General features: G+C 69.6%; 1 protein-coding gene. It reads right to left on the bottom strand.

Features of this window, described 5'->3' with window-relative positions; genetic code table 11:
• On the bottom strand, positions 1 to 2,009 hold a 2,009-nt coding region (gene tkt, locus RJ1_RS44760; protein ID WP_073371148.1), incomplete at its 3' end, for a transketolase.
• Between the last annotated feature and the right edge of the window lie 15 nt (positions 2,010 to 2,024).

Below are 2,024 nucleotides of genomic sequence, written 5' to 3'. Positions count from 1 at the left end.
CCGAAGTGCTCGATGGAGATGATCTCGCCGGCGTCGCCGACGAAGCGGTACCACGGCATGGAGATGCCGGCCTCGACGGAGACGCGGGCCTTGACCGTCGGGGGGAGGACGCCGTCACGGTAGGCCTGGTCCTGGGCGTCGAACCATTCGATGCAGGGCATGGACACGACCCGGGTGGGGATGCCGTCGGCTTCGAGGGCCTCGCGGGCGGCGACGGCCAGCTGCAGTTCGGAGCCGGTGCCGATGAGCACGACCTCCGGTGCCCCGGTGGAGGCGTCGGCGAGGACGTAGCCGCCGCGGGAGACACCCTCGTAGCTGGTGCCCTCGAGAACCGGCAGGTCCTGGCGGGTCAGGGCGAGGCCGGCCGGGGCGCGGGTGGCCTCGTCGGAGCCCTTCTCCAGGACGGTGCGCCAGGCGTGGGCGGTCTCGTTGGCGTCACCGGGGCGCACGACGTACAGGCCGGGTATGGCCCGCAGGGCGGCGAGGTGCTCGATCGGCTGGTGGGTGGGCCCGTCCTCACCGAGTCCGATGGAGTCGTGCGTCCACACGTAGGTGACCGGCGTCTTCATGATCGCGGCCAACCGGACGGCGGGTCGCATGTAGTCGCTGAAGACGAGGAAGGTGCCACCGTAGGGGCGGGTCGGTCCGTGCAGGGCGATACCGTTGAGGATCGAGCCCATGGCGTGCTCGCGGACCCCGAAGTGCAGGGTGCGGCCGTAGGGCTGGGCCTTCCACATGCGGGTGGAGATGGTTTCGGGACCGAAGGAGTCGGCGCCCTTGATGGTGGTGTTGTTGCTTTCCGCGAGGTCGGCGGAGCCACCCCACAGTTCGGGCAGCACCGGTCCGACGGCGTTCAGGACGGCGGCGGACGCCTTGCGGGTCGCGACACCCTTGGGATCCGGCTCCCAGGTGGGGAGGACGTCGGCCCAGCCGGCGGGCAGGTCGCGGCCGATCAGGCGGTCGAGGAGCTTCTTGCCCTCGGGGGCGCGCTCGGTCCACTCGTCGTACTGGACCTGCCACTCCTTGTGCGCCTGCACGCCGCGGTCGACGACCTTGCGGGTGTGGGCGATGACCTCGTCGGCAACCTCGAACGTCTTGTCCGGGTCGAAACCGAGGATCTTCTTGACGTCGGCGACCTCGTCGGCTCCCAGGGCGGCACCGTGCGCGGCGCCGGTGTTCATCTTGTTCGGGGCCGGGTACCCGATGATCGTGCGGAGCAGGACCATCGACGGCTTGTCGGTGACCTCGCGGGCCTTGTTCAGCGCTTCCTCGATGGCGACGACGTTCTCGCCGCCCTCGACGATCTGCACGTGCCAGCCGTAGGCCTCGTAGCGGGCGGCGGTGTCCTCGGTGAGGGCGATGGTGGTCTCGTCCTCGATGGAGATCTTGTTGTCGTCGTAGATCAGCGTGAGGTTGCCCAGCTGCTGCACGCCGGCGATGGAGGAGGCTTCGGAGGTGACGCCTTCCTCGATGTCGCCGTCGGAGGCGATGACGTAGATGTGGTGGTCGAACGGGCTGTCGCCGGGGGCGGGCTCGGGGTCGAAGAGTCCACGTTCGCGGCGGGCGGCCATCGCCATGCCGACGGCGGAGGCCAGTCCCTGCCCGAGGGGGCCGGTGGTGATCTCGACGCCGCGGGTGTGGCCGTGTTCGGGGTGGCCGGGGGTCTTCGAACCCCAGGTGCGCAGAGCCTCGAGGTCGTCGAGTTCGAGACCGTAGCCGGCGAGGTAGAGCTGGATGTAGAGGGTGAGGCTGGAGTGGCCACACGACAGGACGAAGCGGTCGCGGCCGATCCAGTCGGCGTCGGTGGGGTCGTGCCGCATCACCCGCTGGAACAGGGTGTAGGCGAGGGGGGCCAGGCTCATGGCCGTGCCGGGGTGGCCGTTGCCCACCTTCTGCACCGCGTCCGCGGCGAGCACCCGGATGGTGTCGACGGCCTTGGTGTCCAGTTCGGTCCAGTCGGCGGGATGAACCGGTTGCGTGAGGACGTGGATGTCGTCTGTGATCGACACGGGCAGAAGTCTCCT

It is taken from the genome of Rhodococcus jostii NBRC 16295 (assembly GCF_001894825.1).
GTDB lineage: Bacteria > Actinomycetota > Actinomycetes > Mycobacteriales > Mycobacteriaceae > Rhodococcus_F > Rhodococcus_F jostii.
This window is presented reverse-complemented; position numbering and strand designations above follow the sequence as displayed.